This window comes from Bacillus vallismortis, assembly GCF_004116955.1.
Classification (GTDB): domain Bacteria; phylum Bacillota; class Bacilli; order Bacillales; family Bacillaceae; genus Bacillus; species Bacillus vallismortis.
The window spans coordinates 3,547,501-3,567,500 of record NZ_CP026362.1; the positions used below are offsets into that span (position 1 = coordinate 3,547,501).

A 20,000-nucleotide genomic window follows, 5' to 3' on the forward strand; every position below is an offset into this window, starting at 1 on the left:
TTGGCATTTCACCCCTACCCACACCTCATCCCCGCACTTTTCAACGTGCGTGGGTTCGGGCCTCCATTCAGTGTTACCTGAACTTCACCCTGGACATGGGTAGATCACCTGGTTTCGGGTCTACGACCACGTACTCATGCGCCCTATTCAGACTCGCTTTCGCTGCGGCTCCGCATCTTCTGCTTAACCTTGCACGGGATCGTAACTCGCCGGTTCATTCTACAAAAGGCACGCCATCACCCGTTAACGGGCTCTGACTACTTGTAGGCACACGGTTTCAGGATCTCTTTCACTCCCCTTCCGGGGTGCTTTTCACCTTTCCCTCACGGTACTGGTTCACTATCGGTCACTAGGGAGTATTTAGCCTTGGGAGATGGTCCTCCCGGATTCCGACGGAATTTCACGTGTTCCGCCGTACTCAGGATCCACTCAGGAGAGAACGAAGTTTTGACTACAGGGCTGTTACCTCCTATGGCGGGCCTTTCCAGACCTCTTCATCTACCTCGTTCCTTTGTAACTCCGTACAGAGTGTCCTACAACCCCAAGAGGCAAGCCTCTTGGTTTGGGCTAATCCCGTTTCGCTCGCCGCTACTCAGGGAATCGCATTTGCTTTCTCTTCCTCCGGGTACTTAGATGTTTCAGTTCCCCGGGTCTGCCTTCTCATATCCTATGAATTCAGATATGGATACCACTCCATTACGAGTGGTGGGTTTCCCCATTCGGAAATCTCCGGATCAAAGCTTGCTTACAGCTCCCCGAAGCATATCGGTGTTCGTCCCGTCCTTCATCGGCTCCTAGTGCCAAGGCATCCACCGTGCGCCCTTTCTAACTTAACCGTTAAAAAGAATCACTATGTGATATCTTGTGTTACTAATTGAATGTGATGTCTACTGTTATCTAGTTTTCAAAGAACACGTTGGTGGAGCCTAGCGGGATCGAACCGCTGACCTCCTGCGTGCAAAGCAGGCGCTCTCCCAGCTGAGCTAAGGCCCCAATATTTAAGATGGTGGGCCTGAGTGGACTCGAACCACCGACCTCACGCTTATCAGGCGTGCGCTCTAACCAGCTGAGCTACAGGCCCATCTTAACTTATAAGGAACAAAGTTCCTTCAAAACTAAACAAGACAGGGAACGTTCTGTTTATAAGACCCAAGGTCTTATATTCCGTAATATATCCTTAGAAAGGAGGTGATCCAGCCGCACCTTCCGATACGGCTACCTTGTTACGACTTCACCCCAATCATCTGTCCCACCTTCGGCGGCTGGCTCCTAAAAGGTTACCTCACCGACTTCGGGTGTTACAAACTCTCGTGGTGTGACGGGCGGTGTGTACAAGGCCCGGGAACGTATTCACCGCGGCATGCTGATCCGCGATTACTAGCGATTCCAGCTTCACGCAGTCGAGTTGCAGACTGCGATCCGAACTGAGAACAGATTTGTGGGATTGGCTTAACCTCGCGGTTTCGCTGCCCTTTGTTCTGTCCATTGTAGCACGTGTGTAGCCCAGGTCATAAGGGGCATGATGATTTGACGTCATCCCCACCTTCCTCCGGTTTGTCACCGGCAGTCACCTTAGAGTGCCCAACTGAATGCTGGCAACTAAGATCAAGGGTTGCGCTCGTTGCGGGACTTAACCCAACATCTCACGACACGAGCTGACGACAACCATGCACCACCTGTCACTCTGCCCCCGAAGGGGATGTCCTATCTCTAGGATTGTCAGAGGATGTCAAGACCTGGTAAGGTTCTTCGCGTTGCTTCGAATTAAACCACATGCTCCACCGCTTGTGCGGGCCCCCGTCAATTCCTTTGAGTTTCAGTCTTGCGACCGTACTCCCCAGGCGGAGTGCTTAATGCGTTAGCTGCAGCACTAAGGGGCGGAAACCCCCTAACACTTAGCACTCATCGTTTACGGCGTGGACTACCAGGGTATCTAATCCTGTTCGCTCCCCACGCTTTCGCTCCTCAGCGTCAGTTACAGACCAGAGAGTCGCCTTCGCCACTGGTGTTCCTCCACATCTCTACGCATTTCACCGCTACACGTGGAATTCCACTCTCCTCTTCTGCACTCAAGTTCCCCAGTTTCCAATGACCCTCCCCGGTTGAGCCGGGGGCTTTCACATCAGACTTAAGAAACCGCCTGCGAGCCCTTTACGCCCAATAATTCCGGACAACGCTTGCCACCTACGTATTACCGCGGCTGCTGGCACGTAGTTAGCCGTGGCTTTCTGGTTAGGTACCGTCAAGGTGCCGCCCTATTCGAACGGCACTTGTTCTTCCCTAACAACAGAGCTTTACGATCCGAAAACCTTCATCACTCACGCGGCGTTGCTCCGTCAGACTTTCGTCCATTGCGGAAGATTCCCTACTGCTGCCTCCCGTAGGAGTCTGGGCCGTGTCTCAGTCCCAGTGTGGCCGATCACCCTCTCAGGTCGGCTACGCATCGTTGCCTTGGTGAGCCATTACCTCACCAACTAGCTAATGCGCCGCGGGTCCATCTGTAAGTGGTAGCCGAAGCCACCTTTTATGTTTGAACCATGCGGTTCAAACAAGCATCCGGTATTAGCCCCGGTTTCCCGGAGTTATCCCAGTCTTACAGGCAGGTTACCCACGTGTTACTCACCCGTCCGCCGCTAACATCAGGGAGCAAGCTCCCATCTGTCCGCTCGACTTGCATGTATTAGGCACGCCGCCAGCGTTCGTCCTGAGCCAGGATCAAACTCTCCATAAAGTAATGGAGCGCAGATTAAGTTCGTCACATCCTGTGACAACATCTGCATGACCTGCATCGTGCAGGCCCCTGACTACGCACATCGCTGTGCGATTTGTTTAAAACTGAATTAACAGGTACGTTTTGTCTTGTTTAGTTTTCAAAGAACTTTACTGCCGCTCTTTAAGCGACTTTATAATCATATCATTTCCTGTCGCTTTCGTCAATAACTTTTTTCAATGACTTAATGTCGAAAAAGTGTTTCGTCATCAGCGACGTATATTAGAATAACACCTTAGGTAACTAAAGTCAACATATAATTTCATTAAATGATGAATTGTTTAATGACGACTAATGCCGCTATTCCCGGCACTCCTAAAATCCCACTGATCATTGTAGTGACAAGGTTGATCGGCACATGAATGCCAAGACTGCCGCCAAACATATTTACACAAACCAGCAGCAAAGCGCCCGCCACAAATTTAACAGCTGTGATGCCAATCCACTTTAAAGGTTTTGCAGCTGAACCTGATAAAAATAGAAGAATAACCAGTCCTAAAATAATCCCTATAATCAAAATAGGCTCCATGAATCTTCCCATCTCCTTTGCTTATTCTAGTACAAGCTTATGAGAAGACCCAGGAGTTTAGACCACTTACTTCCACCGGCTGATTTTTAAATTACGCTGCTTGGCTTCCCTCAGGTAAAAAAAATACTTCGCTTCAGCTACTTTCAGTTCGTACAACACTTCATCAGATGGTTCTAAGCTTTTTTCAACCAGCTTTTTCTGCCTGTTCCATTCTTCCTTTTGTTTAAAAAGCTGTTCAATTAGTTTTTCATCAAACTCTCTTCTTAATGTTTTCCTGCGAAGAAAACCCATGGATCGCTTTTTCCTCCTTACAATTCACGTCTTCCTTCAAGTGCTTTAGAAAGAGTGACCTCATCCGCATATTCCAAATCACCGCCGACAGGCAGTCCATGGGCAATACGGGAGAGTTTAATACCAGACGGCTTCAAGAGCCTTGATATATACATCGCCGTTGCTTCCCCTTCTATATTAGGGTTTGTCGCGAGAATCACTTCTGTCACTTGATCATCCTGTAATCGTTTTAACAATTCTGGTATTTTAATATCCTCTGGTCCGATACCGTCCATTGGAGAAATGGCGCCGTGGAGAACGTGGTACTGTCCGTTGTATTCCTTCATTTTCTCCATAGCGATTACATCCTTAGGGTCTTGCAAAACACAGATAACAGACTTATCCCTGCGCGTATCTTCGCAAATATAGCATGGGTCCTGATCTGTGATATGCCCGCAAACTGAACAATATGTCAGATTGCGTTTCGCATTTACTAATGCTTTCGCAAAATCTAATACCACATCTTCTTTCATACCTAGAACAAAAAAAGCCAGACGAACCGCTGTTTTCGGTCCGATCCCTGGCAATTTCATAAAGCTGTCTATCAGCTTTGATATTGGTTCAGGATATTGCATGTTCTTTTATCCCCCTAGAATAAACCTGGCATGTTCATTCCTTTTGTAAATTGACCCATTGTTTCGTTTGTGATCTCGTCAACTTTTTTCAAAGCTTCATTCGTTGCAGCGAGCACTAAATCCTGAAGCATATCGATATCTTCGGGATCAACGACTTCTTCTTTGATGATGACATCCAGGATTTCTTTTTGGCCGTTTGCTTTTACTGTAACCATACCGCCGCCCGCAGACCCTTCAATAACCTGTTCTGCAAGCTCTTCTTGAGCCTTCGCCATATCCTTTTGCATTTTTTGCATTTGTTTCATCATTTTTTGCATATTTCCCATTCCGCCACGCATAGCATTCACTCTCTTTCATTTTGTTAGTCTTTTATTTCAATTAAATCCGCTCCGACAAGCTTTTTCGCCTCGGCAATAAGCGGGTCTTCTTCAGCCGGTTCATTTGATCCTTCATTTTCCTGCTGATGATCCACTAAAAATTCTTCTCTTATTTTACCCCATTGTGCTTCTGGAACGCCAATCAAATCCATTCTTTTTCCGAGCATCGATTCTAAAATCTGCTCAAGATTGGTTCGGACTCCGTTGTTGTCTTCGGCAACCATTTTACAATGAATTTCATATTTGAATTTCAGGACAAATGCCACTGAGGCTGCAGCAACAGGTTCACTGTCATTCAGCAAAGCCGCATGCGAAACTTTGTTTTGCTGTTTGAGATGGGCAAGAAGTTTGCCCCAGGTGTTTTTGAGCTGATCAAGATCCGGTCTCGTCGCTTCCTTCAAAATTTCATGAATTCTGCCTACTGGCACTTTGTAATTCGATTTCCCGCCCTTTGGCACACGCGGTGCTTCTTTTTTCGGGCTTTCCGCCGCCGCTTTAATGCCTGTTGTTTTGAGCCGCTCCACTTCCTGCTCGAGTTGTTGAATTTTATTCATTAGCATATCGACTTCCGGAAGCTCAGCTGCTGATTGATGAGACGTTTGGCAAATCTTCACCACTGCCACTTCAAAAAAGATACGGGGATGATTTGTCCATTTCATTTCTTGATGACTCTTGTTCAGAATATCAATCATTTCATATATGGCCTGCGTCGGAATCTGTTCGCTGAGTCCCCGGAACGTTTCATCGACTTTTACTTTTTCAAGCACCCCTTCTAAGCCTGGGGCTGTTTTGTACAGCAGCATGTCCCTAAAATAGAAAATCATATCCTCTATCAGCTTAGCTGGGTCTTTCCCTTGCTGCAGCAGTTCGTTTAATGTTTCCAGTGCATCAGAAACGTTTTTATCATGCAAGGATTGTGCAAGCTTTCCTATATAAAATTGAGAAACTGCTCCAGTAATCAGAAGCGCATCATCGACTTTGAGCTCCTCGCCGCTAAATGACACCGCCTGATCAAGAAGGCTCAGGGCATCTCTCATCCCGCCGTCTGCAGCACTCGCGATAATATCAAGCGATCCTTCCTCCACTTGCAGCTGTTCAGCATCAACAATTTTGTTCATACGGCCGACAATCGCTTGGGACGTAATTCGTTTAAAATCAAAACGCTGACATCTGGAGATAATGGTTAAAGGGATTTTGTGCGGTTCGGTTGTTGCTAAAATGAAAATACAATGCTCTGGCGGCTCTTCTAGTGTTTTTAGCAATGCGTTAAAGGCGCCGATAGAAAGCATATGCACCTCATCTATGATATATACCTTATATGTGACGGCCGACGGGGCAAACTTCACCTTATCGCGTATGTCACGAATCTCATCAACACCGTTATTGGATGCGGCGTCAATTTCTATGACATCGGATATTGACCCGTTTGTTATCCCTTTACAGGCCGCACATTCGTTGCATGGCTCATCAACAGGCGCATGTTCACAGTTGACAGCTTTGGCAAATATTTTGGCTGCACTGGTTTTTCCCGTTCCCCTCGGCCCGGAAAACAAATAGGCGTGAGAAAACTTCTTTTGCAAAAGGGCATTTTGCAGCGTTTTTGTAATGTGTTCTTGTCCCACCACATCTTCAAAGCGCTGAGGCCTGAATACTCGATATAAAGCTTGGTAACTCACGGGTTTGCCCTCCTCCGTTATTCATCATTCCCATTATACATGAACCTTGTTTCGATTCCAAAAGCTCTTTTCACATAACAAAAAACTCACCTAATAATAGGTGAGTTTGAAAATTTGATGATTGATTTACCGTGCACCTTCTGTCGATTCGCTACCCTAAGCGTTACTTAAGCAGTTAGCTCAGCTCAGGCAACCCTGCGGCACATGAGAGGTTTCACTTAATGCTGCTTCCTTCCGGACCTGACATGGTTCATGAATTCCCATTGCGCAGGACCCAAACGTCAACACCACTTACTTAAGGCAGACCTTAAAGTAAACGAACCTCGAGAAGGGATTCGGCCCTGCTAGAGCGGATTGCAGGTACAGGGCACCGCTACCTCCCCGCTTAGCACGGCAAAATAAATATCAAATTTTATATCGCATCTATTGTGATGCATACATAAGTATATCGTTTCCCCCTAAAAATTGCAACCGGACTACTCAGACAAGTTTTTCCTAAAGGCTTTCTTCTTTTTTCGCAGTTCTTTAAAAAACGAACTGAGCATTTCTCCGCATTCCTCCTCAAGCACCCCGCTTACCACTTCAGCCTGATGGTTAAAGCGCTCTTCCTGCAAAAGGTTCATAAGTGTGCCTGAACAGCCGCCTTTAGGGTCAAACGCACCGAATACCACTTTTTCCACTCGCGAAAGCACGACGGCACCAGCACACATCGGACAAGGCTCTAGCGTCACATAGAGAGTTGCCCCTTCCAGCCGCCACGTCCCCAGTGCCTTACACGCTTCATCGATCACAAGCATTTCCGCATGTGCGATTGACCGCTGCTCCGTCTCTCTTAAATTATGTGCACGCGCTACGACTTTGTCATTGACGACAAGCACAGCGCCAATCGGCACTTCACCTTTCTCTTCAGCTTTTTTCGCTTCTTTCATTGCTTCTTTCATATAAAGTTCATCTTGTGTCATAAGGGTAAGCTCTCTTTTCAAAGTTTTTTCATTGCCAAAAAAGGCTACATACTAACTATAACGAAAACGGAAAGGAGACTGTCGATTGTCCAAAACAGACACAGCTCTACTCATTGTAGACATGATCAATAATTTTGAGTTTGATATGGGAGAAAGCCTTGCTAAAAAAACAGAAAAAATCGTTCCTCATATTTTATCATTAAAGGAGCATGCGAGACAAAATGACTGGCCGATTATTTACATTAATGATCATTACGGGCTTTGGCAAGCTGATATCAAAAATATTCAGCGAGAATGCACAAATGAAAGAAGCAAGGAAATCATCACAAAAGTCGCGCCGGATGATGCTGATTATTTTTTAATCAAACCGAAGCATTCCGCTTTTTACGAAACAGCACTCCACACTCTCCTTACCGAATTACAAGTGAAGCATATTATCTTAACAGGCATAGCCGGTAATATTTGCGTGCTGTTTACCGCCAATGACGCATACATGAGAGAATACAATATCACGATTCCTAAGGATTGCATCGCCTCAAATCGTGACGAAGATACCGAATTTGCCTTAACCATGATGGAGAATGTTCTTTTGGCAAAAATCACGACGGAAGAACAAATTACAGAAAAATAAACATGATCAGCGTCTTTCTTTCATACATTGATAGCGATATGAAAGGAGGCGTTTTTCATTCAAATTTATGTGGTGAAACAAGGCGACACTCTTTCTGGTATCGCTTCACGCTACAGAACAACTGTAAATGAGATCGCAGAAACGAATGAAATACCGAATCCCGACAGCCTTGTTGTCGGACAAACCGTTGTCATTCCAATAGCCGGCCAGTTCTATGATGTCCAACAAGGTGATACCCTGACGTCCATCGCGCGGCGGTTCAATACTACAGCAGCCGAGCTTGCCAGGATTAACCGCATCCAGTTAAACACCGTGCTGCAGATTGGTTTCCGTTTATACATTCCACCCATTCCTAAACAAGACATCGAGTCAAATGCTTATCTTGAACCACGCGGAAATCAAATCAGCGAAAATCTTCAGCAGGCGGCCCGGGAAGCGTCACCCTACTTAACGTATCTTGGCGCATTCAGTTTTCAGGCACAGCGTGACGGGACCTTAGTCGCCCCGCCTTTAACGAACTTAAGAAGCATTGCGGAGAATCAAAACACGACATTGATGATGATTATAACGAACCTTGAAAATCAGGCATTCAGCGATGAGCTCGGCCGGATCATCTTAAACGACAATGCTGTGAAAAGAAGACTTTTAAATGAAATAGTCGAGAATGCCAGAAGATATGGGTTCTATGATATTCATTTTGACTTTGAATATTTGCGGCCTCAGGATAGAGAAGCCTATAATCAATTTCTCCGTGAAGCAAGGGATCTTTTCCATCGAGAAGGTTTTGAAATTTCTACTGCGCTTGCCCCTAAAACAAGCGCAACACAGCAAGGCAGATGGTACGAAGCTCATGATTACAGGGCACATGGCCAAATTGTAGACTTTGTTGTTCTCATGACATATGAATGGGGATATAGCGGGGGCCCGGCTCAAGCCGTTTCTCCAATCGGGCCTGTTCGGGATGTGATTGAATATGCTTTGACTGAAATGCCTGCAAATAAAATTGTCATGGGCCAGAATTTATATGGGTATGACTGGACGCTTCCGTATACAGCAGGGGGAACTCCAGCAAGAGCGATAAGCCCCCAGCAAGCCATTGTCATAGCCACTCAAAATAATGCCGCCATTCAGTATGACCAAACCGCTCAAGCGCCTTTCTTCCGCTATACTGATGCAGAAAACAGAAGACACGAGGTATGGTTTGAGGATGCCCGCTCAATCCAAGCAAAATTTAATCTCATTAAAGAGTTGAATTTAAGAGGCATCAGCTATTGGAAGCTTGGTCTATCTTTCCCGCAAAACTGGCTGTTGCTGTCTGATCAATTCAATATTGTTAAAAAGACGTTTCGATAATTTGGAAACGTCTTTTTTTCATGGGGGCACCCGAGCGTTGTGATACAATATGAAGGTCGGTAACTGACGAACGTTTTTCAGAAATAAGGAGGATTCCGATGAATACAGCCCCTTTTATCGCAATAGAAGGTCCTATCGGGGCAGGAAAAACAACCCTCGCAACGATGCTCTCACAAGAGCTTGGTTTCCCTATGATCAATGAGATTGTTGAGGATAACCCGTACCTTGATAAGTTTTATGACAATATCGAGGAATGGAGTTTCCAGCTTGAGATGTTTTTTCTCTGTCACAGATACAAACAGCTTGAAGACACCAGTAATCACTTTTTAAAAAAGGGACAGCCTGTGATAGCTGATTATCACATTTATAAAAATGTCATTTTTGCGGAACGCACCCTGTCTCAACATCAGCTGGAAAAATACAAAAAGATTTATCGCCTGCTAACAGATGATCTGCCAAAGCCGAATTTCATCATTTACATAAAGGCTAGTCTGCCCACATTGTTACATCGCATTGAAAAACGCGGACGTCCCTTTGAGAAAAAAATTGAAACAAGCTATTTAGAGCAGCTGATCGCAGATTATGAAGTCGCCATCAAACAACTGCAGGAGGCAGACCCTGAACTTACAGTGTTAACGATAGATGGTGATTCAAAAGACTTCGTTTTGAATAAGAGCGACTTTGAACGCATTGCCGCCCATGTAAAGGAGCTTATCATATGAAAGACCATCATATTCCTAAAAATTCAATTATCACAGTAGCCGGAACAGTAGGTGTCGGAAAATCGACTTTAACAAAAGCTTTGGCTAAAAGGCTTGGATTTAAAACCTCTTTAGAGGAAGTCGATCATAATCCATACTTAGAAAAGTTCTATCATGATTTTGAACGTTGGAGTTTTCATCTGCAAATTTACTTCTTAGCTGAACGATTCAAAGAACAGAAAACGATTTTTGAAGCTGGCGGAGGATTTGTACAGGATCGTTCTATTTATGAAGACACAGGAATATTCGCGAAAATGCATGCTGACAAAGGGACTATGTCAAAGATTGATTACAAAACCTACACAAGCCTTTTCGAAGCAATGGTTATGACACCGTATTTCCCACATCCAGATGTATTGATCTATTTGGAGGGAGATCTGGACAACGTTTTAAACCGGATTGAAGAACGGGGCCGTGAAATGGAGCTTCAGACAAACCGTTCTTATTGGGAAGAAATGCATACGCGCTATGAAAACTGGATAAGTGGTTTTAACGCCTGCCCTGTTTTAAAGCTTCGCATTGAGGATTATGATCTGCTGAACGACGAAAGCTCAATTGAAAACATTGTCGATCAAATCGCTTCAGTTATTTCTGAAAATCAAATAAAGTGAATCTCAACTGAGATTCACTTTTTCATTATAATAAAAAATCCATTGCATCGAATGCAATGGATAAAACAATCTCCAATATATGCTTGTGTTTCATTAGAATTAAAATCAATATGGCGGAGGAAGAGGGATTCGAACCCCCGCGGGCTTTGACACCCCTGTCGGTTTTCAAGACCGATCCCTTCAGCCGGACTTGGGTATTCCTCCGTATCGACAAGACTTACTATATCATGAATGTTCTTATATGGTCAAGCATTTTCAAAAACTTTTTTTGTTTTTATAAAAATGTCCTGTTTATACAGGCAAAAAGGCGTACCTTGTCAGGCACACCTTTTCGGGAATTTACGGTTTCAATACTTCTTTATTCCCCATATAAGGGCGAAGCACTTTCGGAATGACGACACTTCCGTCTTCCTGCTGATAATTTTCTAGGATAGCGGCAACTGTTCTTCCAACTGCCAGACCTGAACCATTCAGTGTGTGTACATGCTCAGGCTTGCCTTTCGCTTCACGTCTAAAACGAATGTTCGCCCGTCTTGCCTGAAATGCTTCGAAGTTGCTGCAAGAAGAGATTTCACGATACGTGTCCTGGCTTGGAATCCAAACTTCGATATCGTATTTTTTCGCCGCCGTAAAGCCTAGATCACCCGTACACATGCTCATGACACGGTACGGAAGCTCAAGCAGCTGAAGTACTCGTTCTGCTTGGTTTGTGAGCTTCTCTAATTCATCATAAGAATCTTCAGGCTTCACAAACTTCACAAGTTCAACTTTATTAAATTGGTGCTGACGGATTAACCCGCGTGTATCACGCCCCGCTGAACCCGCTTCAGAACGGAAGCAGGCACTGAATGCCGCATAGTTAATAGGCAGGCTGTCACCTGAAAGGATTTCATCACGATGCATGTTTGTAATCGGTACTTCCGCTGTCGGAATTAAGAAGTAATCTTCTTCTCTGATTTTAAACGCATCCTCTTCGAATTTAGGAAGCTGACCCGTTCCCGTCATGCTTGCGCGGTTCACCATATAAGGCGGGATTACTTCAGTATAGTTATACTCATCTACATGCAGATCAAGCATAAAGTTATACAGTGCACGCTCCAGACGGGCACCTAACCCTTTATAGAAGACGAAACGGCTTCCTGTTACTTTTGCTGCACGTTCAAAGTCAAGAATCCCCAGCTCGTCTGCGATATCCCAGTGCGGCTTCGGCTCGTAAGCAAAAGAAGGCTTTTCGCCCCATTGACGAACTTCTATATTGTCGTCTTCTGTTTCACCGACAGGGACAGACTCATGCGGAATGTTTGGGATAGAAAGAAGGATATGATCAAGCTCCGATTCCACTGTTCTTAACTCTTCATCAAGTTGTTTAATGTCCTCGCTGACTTCACGCATTTCTTTAATGATGTGATCCGCGTCTTTTTTCTCACGTTTCAGTACAGCAACCTGCTGAGATACTTCATTCCGTTTTCCTTTTAACTCTTCAACTTTACCGATAAGCTCTCGTCTTCTATCGTCCAGCGCCTCAAACTTATCAAAATCAGTTAAGTCTTCGCCTTTGTGTACAAGCTTGGCTTTAATGTCTTGAAAATTTGCTCTTAGCATCTTTGTATCAAGCATGCGAAACACTCCTTTTATAAAATTAGTCGAAAATAAAAAGAGCCCTCATCCCCATAAAGGGACGAGAGCTCTCGCGTTGCCACCCTGATTGAAAACAAGCCAGAGACTCGTTTTCCACTTTCACACATAACGGTTATCCCGTAAATGCCTACTTATTTCAGCATTTCGCTCAAGGATGGATTCAGACAGCATCTTTCACCGATTCGCACCAACCATCGGCTCTCTTAGAAAGAGGGGCTTCTTACTAGTTCCAATCAACGCTTTTCGATCTTTATTTGTGCTTATAATGTACTATAAGTTTCCACAGCTTTCAACTGTTTTATACAAGTGCTTTCTGCTTGTATTCCTCAACCATTTGAACAAACAGCTGTGTCACTCGGTGATCTTCTGTCAGCTCCGGATGGAACGAGCAGCCCAAGAATTGATCCTGTTTAGCAGCTACAATACGGCCATTATGCTCCGAAAGAACTTCGACATTTTCACCAGCTTCTAAAATATGCGGCGCACGGATGAATACCCCAGTAAAAGGCTTGTCCAGCCCCTTGATTGTTAAATCAGCTTCAAAACTGTCAACCTGCCGGCCAAACGAATTGCGTTCAACAACCACATTCAGCAGACCTAAATGAGGATTATCTGAACCAGCAATTTCTTTTGCTAATATAATTAATCCAGCGCATGTTCCAAACATTGGTTTTCCCTGAGCAGCAAATTTACGAAGAGGCTCCATGAATTGATACGTATCAATCAAACGGCGCATCGTTGTGCTTTCTCCACCAGGCAAAATCAGCCCGTCAACTTCATTCAGCTGCTCCGGACGTTTAACGACAAGACCAGCCACGCCGCATGCTTCAATTGCACGGATATGCTCTCTAACTGCTCCTTGAAGTCCTAGTACTCCTATTGTTAACATGTCAGCAGCGCTCCTATATTCCTACCAGCCGCGTTCTTGCATACGCTGTTCTGGAAGTAAGTTTGAGATTTCAATCCCTTTCATTGCAGTACCAAGCTCTTTAGAAAGCTCAGCAATCAATTTGTAATCAGTGTAGTGAGTTGTTGCTTCGACAATTGCTTTCGCAAATTTAGCAGGGTTGTCTGATTTAAAAATACCAGAGCCAACAAATACTCCGTCAGCACCAAGCTGCATCATGAGAGCAGCATCAGCAGGAGTTGCTACGCCGCCGGCCGCAAAGTTTACGACAGGAAGCTTGCCGTCTTTTTTAATTTGAAGGAGAAGCTCGTAAGGAGCGCCTAAGTTTTTCGCTTCTGTCATGAGTTCATCTTCACTCATCGCAACGACTTTGCGAACTTGAGCGTTTACTTTGCGCATATGGCGAACAGCTTCAACGATGTTCCCTGTTCCAGGCTCACCTTTCGTACGAAGCATAGAAGCACCTTCAGCGATACGGCGCGTTGCTTCACCAAGATCACGGCAGCCGCAGACGAAAGGAACTGTGTATTCATTTTTATTTAAATGAAATTCTTCGTCAGCCGGAGTCAGAACTTCACTTTCATCAATATAGTCAACACCCATAGCTTCCAGCACACGCGCTTCAACAATATGTCCGATACGCGCTTTTGCCATTACCGGGATAGATACTGCATTCATTACTTCTTCCACGATTGTAGGGTCAGCCATACGGGCAACTCCTCCAGCCGCGCGAATATCAGCTGGTACACGCTCCAGCGCCATTACAGCGACAGCTCCAGCTTCTTCAGCAATTTTCGCTTGTTCCGCATTGATGACGTCCATGATGACGCCGCCCTTTTGCATTTCTGCCATTCCGCGTTTTACACGTTCAGTACCTGTTTGAGCCATTTCTTGGTCCCCCTAATCAAGGTATAGTTATATGATTTCTAGTCCTTATTGTATCCTAGAAATCCAATAATTCATATGGATATATATCATTTTATTCGGTTTTTAGCGCTTTGAAAATCATTTTTTATTAAAAATTGGGTTTTTTCAGTATATTAAGCGAAAGAGCCCTAATACAAATCAGAGCTCTATCAATTGATTAAAACCAGCCGGTTACCGTATCAACAATACTTCCCCAAATGCCAGCGAAAAATCCGCCGATACTGCGCATTGTCAGAACAAACCAGTTTGCTTTTTCTACTTTTTCTTTTGTAACAAGGTCTACACCAGCCAGATTGCCGTTAAGGAATCCGTAATCCTTTTCATCACCTGTATATTCAGCAGTCAGTTTCCCAACCTTCGTTCCTTTTTTCACAGGAGCGGTTAGCGTATCTTTATTTAATGTGACCTTCGCCTTGTAATTCTTTTCTTCACCATTCTTGACAGGAAGAGAGAATGCTTTGTTTGTCACAATGCCTACTTCTTTCTCTTTACCCTTATCAACTGAAATCGTTTTGTGGCCTTTTACTTGATCGCCTTCAGCGTAAATTTCTTTCATGGAGAAATTGTCGAAAGCATAATCGAACATTTTTTTCGTCTCATCGAAACGGCCTGTATGAAGGTTGCCCTTTGCGTTCAACACAACAGTAATGACGCGCATTCCGTTGAGTTCAGCTGTTCCTGTGAAACATGAACCCGCAGAGTCTGTAGAACCTGTTTTCAATCCATCCACAGTCGCTTTTTTATACTCGCTGACGAGCCCTTTCAGCATGAAGTTCCAGTTGGGCATGTCCATTTCATCATCGGTGCCCTCTCTGAACTTCGTTTTGGCGATACTGGAAGTCTCCAAAACCTCAGGGTAGTCAGTAATCAAATGATCTGCAAGAATCGCCATATCCTTAGCAGAAACTTCACTTTCTTCATCTGCGCTTGTCCCCTCAGGCTGATGCCCGTGAAGATCTTTGTTTTCAAGACCTGTTGCGTTAACAAATTTGTAATCTGTTAAGCCAAGTTCTTTCGCTTTTGCATTCATTCTTTTAACAAACTCAGTTTCAGAACCCGCAACGATTTCTGCAATCCCGATAGCAGCGGCATTTGCAGAATAAATTGCTGTAGCTTGATAAAGTTCTTTTACTGTGTACTTCCCGTCCTTACGAAGAGGAACGTTTGATAAGCTGTTATCTTGGGAAATCTCATACACATAATCATCAGGCGTATAGGTTTGGTCCCATTTTACTTTTCCTTGGTCAATTGCTTCTAATAACAGATACTCTGTCATCATTTTTGTCATACTTGCAATTGGCAATCTTTCATCTGCATTTTTACTGTACAGAATTTTACCTGAAGAAGCTTCGATCATAATAGCAGCTGATGCATTGATATCAATTGGATCGCTGGCTGCATTTGCTTTTGACATCGGAGCCAGGCAAGTCACAAATAGTGTTAATATAACCAATGACATCAATATCCGTTTACATTTCATGATGTTCAATCGTATGACCTCCGTATTTCATTTTCTTCATCTATAATTAAGCCGTTAAAGGACATTTTTAAAGCACAACAGTATAAATTTTATCATAATCAGGATTAAAAAAATAGACAGAGTCAGAGACCCTGTCAAATGTTTTTAATTTGTAACATTTTATTATGAAATTGTATAGTTCGGTGATTCTTTTGTAATCTGCACATCGTGCGGATGGCTTTCACGAAGTCCTGCGCCAGTCATGCGAATGAACTGAGCTTCTTCTCTTAAAGCTAGAAGATCTTTGGATCCGCAATATCCCATACCGGAACGAAGACCGCCGACTAGCTGATAAACAGTTTCTTCAACTGGTCCTTTGTAAGGTGTGCGTCCTTCAATTCCTTCAGGAACGAATTTTTTGTTTTCTTCTTGGAAGTAACGGTCTTTACTTCCTTTTTCCATTGCAGCAACTGATCCCATACCGCGGTAAACTTTAAATCTTCTGCCTTGGTAGATTTCAGTTTCCCCAGGACTTTCTGACGTGCCTGCAAGCAAGCTGCCGAGCATAACAGCATGTCCGCCGGCTGCCAATGCTTTCGTGATATCGCCAGAGAATTTAATTCCGCCGTCTGCAATGATTGTCTTGCCGTGTTTTCTTGCTTCAGTCGCACAATCATAAATCGCTGTAATTTGCGGAACACCGACACCCGCCACCACGCGTGTAGTACAAATTGAACCAGGTCCGATTCCAACTTTGACAACGTCTACTCCAGCTTCGATAAGAGCTCTTGTCGCTTCAGCTGTTGCCACGTTTCCAGCAATAATATTTAATTCAGGATACGTTTCACGAATTTTTGTTACTGTGTTTACTACCCCTTGAGAGTGTCCGTGAGCTGTGTCGATAACAATGACATCAACATTGGCTTCGACAAGCTTTTTGACACGAGTCATTGTATCGCCAGTTACGCCAACTGCCGCACCAACGATCAGACGGCCGTGAATGTCTTTAGATGAGTTCGGGAACTCAATAACTTTTTCAATGTCTTTAATTGTGATAAGACCTTTTAATTTATTCTGGTCATCAACGAGAGGAAGCTTTTCAATTTTATGTTTCTGCAAAATCTTTTCAGCCTCATCCAAAGTCGTTCCTACAGGTGCAGTGACGAGTTCTTCTTTCGTCATGACATCGCTGATTTTCATAGAGTAGTCAGAAATAAAACGAAGATCACGGTTTGTAATAATTCCGACGAGCTTTTGATCTTCTTCGTTATTTACAATCGGAACACCGGAAATTCTGTATTTCCCCATCAAATGCTCCGCATCAAATACTTGGTGATCAGGAGTTAAAAAGAAGGGATTTGTGATAACTCCGCGCTCAGAACGCTTAACTTTATCAACTTGTTCAGCCTGTTGTTCAATGGACATGTTTTTATGAATGATGCCCAAGCCGCCCTGTCTAGCCATTGCAATCGCCATTGCTGATTCTGTTACAGTGTCCATACCTGCGCTGATGACAGGAATATTCAGCTTTAACGTTTTTGTAAGTTCTACAGATAAATCCACATCACGCGGAAGCACCTCTGACTTGGCTGGCAAAAGCAGCACATCGTCGAACGTTAAGCCTTCTTTTGAAAATTTACTTTCCCACATTAGTAAATCCCCCTCTTTTCGGCAAAATATTATATGTAGATTATCAACTAGCCAAGAGCATGTCAAGGAAGCGGAAAAGAGTTGAAATATTTAGATAATGGAAAGGATAAAGAAATACATATGACATATCATAAGTGGAAAGACTTAGGGCTATTTTACTCCATTGAATCAACCCAGAAATTTCTAGAGAAAACTTATATGTTAAACGGCATTGATGAAGCGAAAAAAAACTCCTATAAAAACAGTGAGCGATTTATTTATTTCTTAAAGCATGCTGAATCGTTTTATGAACAAGCCTCATCTTCTCCTTTGGAAATCAAACCGATTCTCTTATTTTACGGAATGGCACAGCTTATCAAAGCATGTCTAATTACACGTGATCCTCATTATCCAAGCCATACATCAGTACTGGCACACGGCGTAACAACAAGAAAGCGAAAGAAACAGAATTATTGTTTTAGCGATGATGAAGTAAAGATACAACGGAACGGCCTATGCATACATTTCATGAAACACTTATTTGGACAATCGGATATAGTGGATGAACGGTATACCATGAAAACATTATTAATGGCGATTCCAGAACTAAGTGATACTTTCTATTTTCAAAAGAAAGAACGGTATTTGACAAAAGTCGAGAAGGAGAGGGACAGGATTTCGGTGCCAGAGCATGTGGTCATCAATTATAAAATGTCTGATGCAAGATTTGCCGAATATATGAACCATTATTTTCAATGGTCTTTTGCAAAGAAAAATGAACACGGGCTGCTGTTTGACATTTCACTGCAAGACACGAAGCCATGGACATCGACCGGCTTGTTATATGACATGGGAAAAAACCAATATTATATCCCGTCTAAAAGAGAGCAATTTCTGAGACTTCCTGAAATGGCAATTCATTATTTAATTTTATACAATATAGGGATGATTGCGAGGTATGAGACGGAGTGGTGGTATGAGCTGTTAACCCAGCATATAAGCGATGATTACGTACTAATTCAGCAGTTTTTATTAGTGACTGAAAATAAATTCCCGACATACACATTACAACTTCTTCTTCAATGTTGACAAACAAAAAACCCAGCTCAATGAGCTGGGTTTTACCTTGCTTGGCGGCGTCCTACTCTCACAGGGGGAAACCCCCGACTACCATCGGCGCTGAAGAGCTTAACTTCCGTGTTCGGCATGGGAACGGGTGTGACCTCTTCGCTATCGCCACCAAACAAATGCCTTCAGGATGAAGGTACTGGGCGTTTCTCACAGGATGTGAGAGCCCTTAGCGGAGTTTCTTTCCGCCTTTTAGAGAGATGTTCTCTCAAAACTAGATAACAGATATGACATCAATCAAAATGTGGTTAAGTCCTCGATCGATTAGTATCTGTCAGCTCCATGTGTCGCCACACTTCCACCTCAGACCTATCAACCTGATCATCTTTCAGGGATCTTACTTCCTTGCGGAATGGGAAATCTCATCTTGAGGGGGGCTTCATGCTTAGATGCTTTCAGCACTTATCCCGTCCGCACATAGCTACCCAGCGATGCCCTTGGCAGAACAACTGGTACACCAGCGGTGCGTCCATCCCGGTCCTCTCGTACTAAGGACAGCTCCTCTCAAATTTCCTGCGCCCGCGACGGATAGGGACCGAACTGTCTCACGACGTTCTGAACCCAGCTCGCGTACCGCTTTAATGGGCGAACAGCCCAACCCTTGGGACCGACTACAGCCCCAGGATGCGATGAGCCGACATCGAGGTGCCAAACCTCCCCGTCGATGTGGACTCTTGGGGGAGATAAGCCTGTTATCCCCGGGGTAGCTTTTATCCGTTGAGCGATGGCCCTTCCATGCGGAACCACCGGATCACTAAGCCCGACTTTCGTCCCTGCTCGACTTGTAGGTCTCGCAGTCAAGCTCCCTTGTGCCTTTACACTCTGCGAATGATTTCCAACCATTCTGAGGGAACCTTTGGGCGCCTCCGTTACCTTTTAGGAGGCGACCGCCCCAGTCAAACTGCCCACCTGACACTGTCTCCCCGCCCGATAAGGGCGGCGGGTTAGAAGGTCAATACAGCCAGGGTAGTATCCCACCGATGCCTCCACCGAAGCTGGCGCTCCGGTTTCCAAGGCTCCTACCTATCCTGTACAAGCTGTACCAACATTCAATATCAGGCTGCAGTAAAGCTCCACGGGGTCTTTCCGTCCTGTCGCGGGTAACCTGCATCTTCACAGGTACTATAATTTCACCGAGTCTCTCGTTGAGACAGTGCCCAGATCGTTGCGCCTTTCGTGCGGGTCGGAACTTACCCGACAAGGAATTTCGCTACCTTAGGACCGTTATAGTTACGGCCGCCGTTTACTGGGGCTTCAATTCGCACCTTCGCTTACGCTAAGCGCTCCTCTTAACCTTCCAGCACCGGGCAGGCGTCAGCCCCTATACTTCGCCTTACGGCTTCGCAGAGACCTGTGTTTTTGCTAAACAGTCGCCTGGGCCTATTCACTGCGGCTCTCTCGGGCTTGCACCCTAACAGAGCACCCCTTCTCCCGAAGTTACGGGGTCATTTTGCCGAGTTCCTTAACGAGAGTTCTCTCGATCACCTTAGGATTCTCTCCTCGCCTACCTGTGTCGGTTTGCGGTACGGGCACCTCTCACCTCGCTAGAGGCTTTTCTTGGCAGTGTGGAATCAGGAACTTCGCTACTATATTTCGCTCGCCATCACAGCTCAGCCTTATGGGAAACGGATTTGCCTATTTCCCAGCCTAACTGCTTGGACGCGGATATCCAATACCGCGCTTACCCTATCCTCCTGCGTCCCCCCATTGCTCAAATGGTGAGGAGGTGGTACAGGA

At 44.7% G+C, this 20,000-nt stretch carries 16 protein-coding genes, 3 tRNA genes, 4 rRNA genes, 1 other RNA gene and 1 other annotated feature (2 of these 25 only partly in view); of the genes, 5 read left to right on the top strand and 19 right to left on the bottom strand.

What is annotated here, in order from left to right:
- The 11 genes from BV11031_RS18795 to tadA all read right to left on the bottom strand — a co-directional run.
- A 23S ribosomal RNA gene (locus BV11031_RS18795) occupies positions 1-836 on the bottom strand (it extends 2,092 nt beyond the left edge of the window).
- Between the two features lie 81 nt (positions 837-917).
- Positions 918-993: transfer RNA gene (locus tag BV11031_RS18800), tRNA-Ala, on the bottom strand.
- An 11-nt stretch (positions 994-1,004) separates the two neighbouring features.
- A tRNA-Ile gene (locus BV11031_RS18805) sits at positions 1,005-1,081 on the bottom strand.
- A gap of 100 nt (positions 1,082-1,181) precedes the next feature.
- A 16S ribosomal RNA gene (locus BV11031_RS18810) occupies positions 1,182-2,731 on the bottom strand.
- The 16S and 23S rRNA genes sit together here with 2 tRNA genes alongside, the layout of an rRNA operon.
- Before the next feature lie 304 nt (positions 2,732-3,035).
- Positions 3,036-3,299: a sigma-K factor-processing regulator BofA gene (gene bofA / locus BV11031_RS18815; protein ID WP_010330205.1), complete on the bottom strand. Its 264-nt coding sequence runs from the start codon at positions 3,297-3,299 to the stop codon at positions 3,036-3,038.
- Positions 3,300-3,365: 66 nt separating this feature from the next.
- The gene (locus BV11031_RS18820) at positions 3,366-3,590 is read right to left on the bottom strand and encodes a YaaL family protein (RefSeq protein WP_010330206.1); all 225 of its coding nucleotides are present in this window, start codon (positions 3,588-3,590) and stop codon (positions 3,366-3,368) included.
- Positions 3,591-3,607: 17 nt separating this feature from the next.
- Positions 3,608-4,204: a recombination protein RecR gene (recR, locus tag BV11031_RS18825; protein ID WP_010330207.1), complete on the bottom strand. Its 597-nt coding sequence runs from the start codon at positions 4,202-4,204 to the stop codon at positions 3,608-3,610.
- Between the two features lie 14 nt (positions 4,205-4,218).
- Positions 4,219-4,542, bottom strand: coding sequence for a YbaB/EbfC family nucleoid-associated protein (locus BV11031_RS18830; RefSeq protein WP_010330208.1), 324 nt, complete (start codon positions 4,540-4,542; stop codon positions 4,219-4,221).
- Between the two features lie 23 nt (positions 4,543-4,565).
- Positions 4,566-6,257, bottom strand: a complete 1,692-nt coding sequence (dnaX, locus tag BV11031_RS18835; RefSeq protein WP_010330209.1) for a DNA polymerase III subunit gamma/tau — start codon at positions 6,255-6,257, stop codon at positions 4,566-4,568.
- Positions 6,258-6,386: 129 nt separating this feature from the next.
- Positions 6,387-6,651, bottom strand: an RNA gene (ffs, locus tag BV11031_RS18840) — signal recognition particle sRNA large type.
- Between the two features lie 82 nt (positions 6,652-6,733).
- Complete coding sequence (gene tadA, locus BV11031_RS18845) at positions 6,734-7,219, bottom strand: tRNA adenosine(34) deaminase TadA (RefSeq protein WP_010330210.1); 486 nt, start codon at positions 7,217-7,219, stop codon at positions 6,734-6,736.
- An 85-nt stretch (positions 7,220-7,304) separates the two neighbouring features.
- Between tadA and BV11031_RS18850 the strand changes: the two genes are divergently transcribed.
- The 4 genes from BV11031_RS18850 (at position 7,305) to dck (ending at position 10,575) form a co-directional block, all read left to right on the top strand.
- Positions 7,305-7,850 (top strand): cysteine hydrolase family protein, encoded by a 546-nt coding sequence (locus BV11031_RS18850; protein WP_010330211.1) that lies wholly within the window; start codon positions 7,305-7,307, stop codon positions 7,848-7,850.
- 69 nt (positions 7,851-7,919) lie between these two features.
- Positions 7,920-9,203, top strand: coding sequence for a glycoside hydrolase family 18 protein (locus tag BV11031_RS18855; protein WP_010330212.1), 1,284 nt, complete (start codon positions 7,920-7,922; stop codon positions 9,201-9,203).
- A gap of 98 nt (positions 9,204-9,301) precedes the next feature.
- The gene (gene dgk, locus BV11031_RS18860; protein ID WP_010330213.1) at positions 9,302-9,925 is read left to right on the top strand and encodes a deoxyguanosine kinase; all 624 of its coding nucleotides are present in this window, start codon (positions 9,302-9,304) and stop codon (positions 9,923-9,925) included.
- Positions 9,922-10,575: a deoxyadenosine/deoxycytidine kinase gene (gene dck, locus BV11031_RS18865; protein ID WP_010330214.1), complete on the top strand. Its 654-nt coding sequence runs from the start codon at positions 9,922-9,924 to the stop codon at positions 10,573-10,575. The genes dgk and dck overlap by 4 nt, the downstream gene beginning before the upstream one ends.
- Positions 10,576-10,686: 111 nt before the next feature.
- Here dck and BV11031_RS18870 read toward each other — a convergent pair.
- From BV11031_RS18870 to guaB, 6 genes are all read right to left on the bottom strand, one after another.
- Positions 10,687-10,779, bottom strand: a tRNA-Ser gene (locus BV11031_RS18870).
- Positions 10,780-10,914: 135 nt separating this feature from the next.
- Entirely contained in the window at positions 10,915-12,192 is a 1,278-nt protein-coding gene (gene serS, locus BV11031_RS18875) for a serine--tRNA ligase (RefSeq protein ID WP_010330215.1), read from the bottom strand.
- A gap of 54 nt (positions 12,193-12,246) precedes the next feature.
- Positions 12,247-12,459 (bottom strand) — a binding site (T-box leader).
- A 52-nt stretch (positions 12,460-12,511) separates the two neighbouring features.
- Entirely contained in the window at positions 12,512-13,102 is a 591-nt protein-coding gene (gene pdxT, locus BV11031_RS18880) for a pyridoxal 5'-phosphate synthase glutaminase subunit PdxT (RefSeq protein ID WP_010330216.1), read from the bottom strand.
- A 21-nt stretch (positions 13,103-13,123) separates the two neighbouring features.
- The gene (gene pdxS / locus BV11031_RS18885; protein WP_003225444.1) at positions 13,124-14,008 is read right to left on the bottom strand and encodes a pyridoxal 5'-phosphate synthase lyase subunit PdxS; all 885 of its coding nucleotides are present in this window, start codon (positions 14,006-14,008) and stop codon (positions 13,124-13,126) included.
- Positions 14,009-14,204: 196 nt separating this feature from the next.
- The gene (dacA, locus tag BV11031_RS18890; protein ID WP_121641661.1) at positions 14,205-15,536 is read right to left on the bottom strand and encodes a D-alanyl-D-alanine carboxypeptidase; all 1,332 of its coding nucleotides are present in this window, start codon (positions 15,534-15,536) and stop codon (positions 14,205-14,207) included.
- Between the two features lie 153 nt (positions 15,537-15,689).
- Positions 15,690-17,156 carry an IMP dehydrogenase gene (gene guaB / locus BV11031_RS18895; protein ID WP_129550832.1) on the bottom strand — a complete coding sequence of 489 codons (1,467 nt, stop codon included), beginning with the start codon at positions 17,154-17,156 and terminating at the stop codon, positions 15,690-15,692.
- Positions 17,157-17,276: 120 nt separating this feature from the next.
- Between guaB and BV11031_RS18900 the strand changes: the two genes are divergently transcribed.
- Positions 17,277-18,224, top strand: a complete 948-nt coding sequence (locus BV11031_RS18900) for a YaaC family protein (RefSeq protein WP_129551025.1) — start codon at positions 17,277-17,279, stop codon at positions 18,222-18,224.
- A 39-nt stretch (positions 18,225-18,263) separates the two neighbouring features.
- On the opposite strand, the gene rrf is transcribed toward BV11031_RS18900, so the two are convergent.
- Together rrf and BV11031_RS18910 are read right to left on the bottom strand one after the other, a co-directional pair.
- A 5S ribosomal RNA gene (rrf, locus tag BV11031_RS18905) occupies positions 18,264-18,379 on the bottom strand.
- Between the two features lie 128 nt (positions 18,380-18,507).
- Positions 18,508-20,000: ribosomal RNA gene (locus BV11031_RS18910) — 23S ribosomal RNA — on the bottom strand; it runs 1,435 nt beyond the window's last position.

Excerpts from the sequence above, each read along its gene's own strand:
- bofA (WP_010330205.1), bottom strand. The coding sequence starts at position 3,299 with ATGGAGCCTATTTTGATTATAGGGATTATTTTAGGACTGGTTATTCTT.
- BV11031_RS18820 (WP_010330206.1), bottom strand. The coding sequence starts at position 3,590 with ATGGGTTTTCTTCGCAGGAAAACATTAAGAAGAGAGTTTGATGAAAAA.
- recR (WP_010330207.1), bottom strand. The coding sequence starts at position 4,204 with ATGCAATATCCTGAACCAATATCAAAGCTGATAGACAGCTTTATGAAA.
- BV11031_RS18830 (WP_010330208.1), bottom strand. The coding sequence starts at position 4,542 with ATGCGTGGCGGAATGGGAAATATGCAAAAAATGATGAAACAAATGCAA.
- tadA (WP_010330210.1), bottom strand. The coding sequence starts at position 7,219 with ATGACACAAGATGAACTTTATATGAAAGAAGCAATGAAAGAAGCGAAA.
- dgk (WP_010330213.1), top strand. The coding sequence starts at position 9,302 with ATGAATACAGCCCCTTTTATCGCAATAGAAGGTCCTATCGGGGCAGGA.
- dck (WP_010330214.1), top strand. The coding sequence starts at position 9,922 with ATGAAAGACCATCATATTCCTAAAAATTCAATTATCACAGTAGCCGGA.
- serS (WP_010330215.1), bottom strand. The coding sequence starts at position 12,192 with ATGCTTGATACAAAGATGCTAAGAGCAAATTTTCAAGACATTAAAGCC.
- pdxT (WP_010330216.1), bottom strand. The coding sequence starts at position 13,102 with ATGTTAACAATAGGAGTACTAGGACTTCAAGGAGCAGTTAGAGAGCAT.
- pdxS (WP_003225444.1), bottom strand. The coding sequence starts at position 14,008 with ATGGCTCAAACAGGTACTGAACGTGTAAAACGCGGAATGGCAGAAATG.
- guaB (WP_129550832.1), bottom strand. The coding sequence starts at position 17,156 with ATGTGGGAAAGTAAATTTTCAAAAGAAGGCTTAACGTTCGACGATGTG.
- BV11031_RS18900 (WP_129551025.1), top strand. The coding sequence starts at position 17,277 with ATGACATATCATAAGTGGAAAGACTTAGGGCTATTTTACTCCATTGAA.